This window comes from Protofrankia sp. CiP1_Cm_nod2 (genome assembly GCF_920664355.1).
Classification (GTDB): domain Bacteria; phylum Actinomycetota; class Actinomycetes; order Frankiales; family Frankiaceae; genus Protofrankia.
Genome location: NZ_CAKKTL010000114.1, coordinates 13312 through 15431, shown reverse-complemented (window position 1 = coordinate 15431; position 2120 = coordinate 13312). Strand labels below are relative to the sequence as shown.

The 2120-nt window shown below is 68.3% G+C and carries 2 protein-coding genes; both read left to right on the top strand.

Features of this window, described 5'->3' with window-relative positions; all coding sequences use genetic code 11:
* Positions 1–552, top strand: a 552-nt coding sequence (locus NBW84_RS13975) for a glutamate ligase domain-containing protein (protein WP_445548713.1), incomplete at its 5' end; no start/stop codon positions are given.
* On the top strand, positions 549–1616 hold the full coding sequence (gene mraY, locus NBW84_RS13970) for a phospho-N-acetylmuramoyl-pentapeptide-transferase (RefSeq protein WP_250285165.1): 1068 nt from the start codon (positions 549–551) through the stop codon (positions 1614–1616). The genes NBW84_RS13975 and mraY, both read left to right, overlap by 4 nt.
* Positions 1617–2120 lie beyond the last annotated feature (504 nt).

Sequence of the window (2120 nt, the reverse complement as noted above, 5' to 3'; positions counted from 1 at the left end):
GGCCTGTCGCCCGCGCGGACGGCCGAGGTGCTGTCCCGGGCCCGGGCGCGCAGCCGCTGGCGGATGGAGGTGACGGTGACCGACACCGGCGTCACCGTTGTCAACGACGCCTACAACGCCAACCCCGAGTCCATGCGGGCCGCGTTGAAGACGCTGGTCGACCTCAGCCGGGGCGGCCGGCGGGCCTGGGCGGTCCTCGGCGGCATGGAGGAGCTCGGCGTGAGCGCCGACGACGAGCACGACGCCCTCGGCCGGCTTGTCGTCCGCCTCGGGGTGGAGCAGCTGGTGGCGGTCGGCGCGCGGGCGCGCCGGATACATCTCGGAGCGTCGCTGGAGGGCTCCTGGTCGGGGGAGTCGGTGTGGGTCGCCGACGTCGAGCAGGCGTGCACGCTGCTGCGGGAGCGGCTGGTACCGGGCGATGTGGTACTGGTCAAGGCATCCCGCGCATTCGGGTTGGAGCGGGTCGCGAGCGAGTTGACGTCGGGTGCTGTCTCCCTGGGTGTCACACCACCCCTGGGCGCCGCACCCGGCGAGTGGGGTGCGAACGGGTGAGAGGTGTACTGGTCGCCGCGATGGTGGCCCTTGTGGTGTCGCTGCTGGGGACACCATCGGTGATCCGGCTGTTCCGCCGGCAGGGTTACGGTCAGGAGATCCGTGAGGACGGGCCGTCCAGCCACCTCACCAAGCGGGGCACGCCCACCATGGGCGGGACGGTCATCATCCTCGCGACGCTGGCCGGGTACTTCATCGCGCATATCGTCACGATGAAGGGCTTCACCGCGTCCGGGCTGCTCGTCCTGATGGTCATGACCGGTCTTGGCGTGGTCGGCTTCCTCGACGACTACATCAAGATCCGTAAGCAGCGTAGCCTCGGGCTCACCGCCCGCACCAAGTTCGCCGGGCAGGCCGCGGTGGCGCTGGCGTTCGGGCTGCTGGCCGTCCGTTTCAAGAACGCCGAAGGGCTGCTGCCGGGGTCGACGTTCGTCTCGATCGTCCGGGACACCGACATCTCGATCGGCCTGGTCGGCTTCCCCCTGCTGGCCTGGATCATCATCGCGGCGACGTCGAACGCGGTGAACCTCACCGACGGGCTGGACGGGCTGGCCGCCGGCACCTCGGCGATGGTGTTCGGCGCCTACGTGGTGATCTCCTTCTGGCAGTTCGGCAACCTGTGCGAGCCGGGCGCCGGCGGCCCGGGATGCTACCTGGTCCGGGACCCGCTCGACGTCGCGCTGGTGGCGGCGGCGGCCATGGGCGCCTGTTTCGGTTTCCTGTGGTGGAACGCCAGCCCCGCGAAGATATTCATGGGCGACACCGGCTCCCTGGCTCTCGGTGGCGCGTTCGCGAGCATCGCCATCGTCAGCCGGACGGAGCTGCTGCTGTTCGTCCTCGGCGGGCTGTTCGTCGTCGAGACGCTGTCGGTGATCCTTCAGGTTGCCTTCTTCAAGGCCACCCGGAAGCGTGTCTTCAACATGGCGCCGATCCATCATCACTTCGAGCTGGCAGAGTGGCCCGAGACCACGGTCATCATCCGCTTCTGGATCGTCTCCGGCCTGGCCGTGGCGTTCGGCCTCGGCCTGTTCTACGCGGAGTTCCTCTCCCACGGCGGCTCCTGACAGCTCCCATAGTGGTTCCTGACGGTCATCACAGCGCTCCCTGGTAGCTCCCGCAACGGTCCTGACGGATCCCGCGGTGGTTTCCGGTAGCTCCCGCAGCGGTTTCTGACGGGCTCCGCAGTGTTCCTGGCAGCTCCCGCAGCGGCCTTCTGGCCGTTTCCACGGCGGTTGGGCTTTCCTGGTCGTTTCCACTGCGGTCGCTGATGGACGTTTCGAGACGGCTTCCCGGCGCGCGTTCCGACCGTCGCTCCCAGTACGGCGTCCAAGCTCACATGTCCGGATCCAGCGCTACCGGCACGCGTTCGCCTGCGGTCAGGCTTCCCGGGGGAGCGCGGTGTCCGGCTTCCACCTGTCCGGGCCGGAAGAAGCAGGTGCCCTGGGAAGGCGCGACGGGCTCAGAAAGGCACTGGGCCGAGGTCCAGGATGCCATTTCGTCCGGTTTTGTCTTTTTTAGTCATGTTTATGGCCTCAGGGGTGATCGTGGTTGCAGGCGTGGTCGTGGCC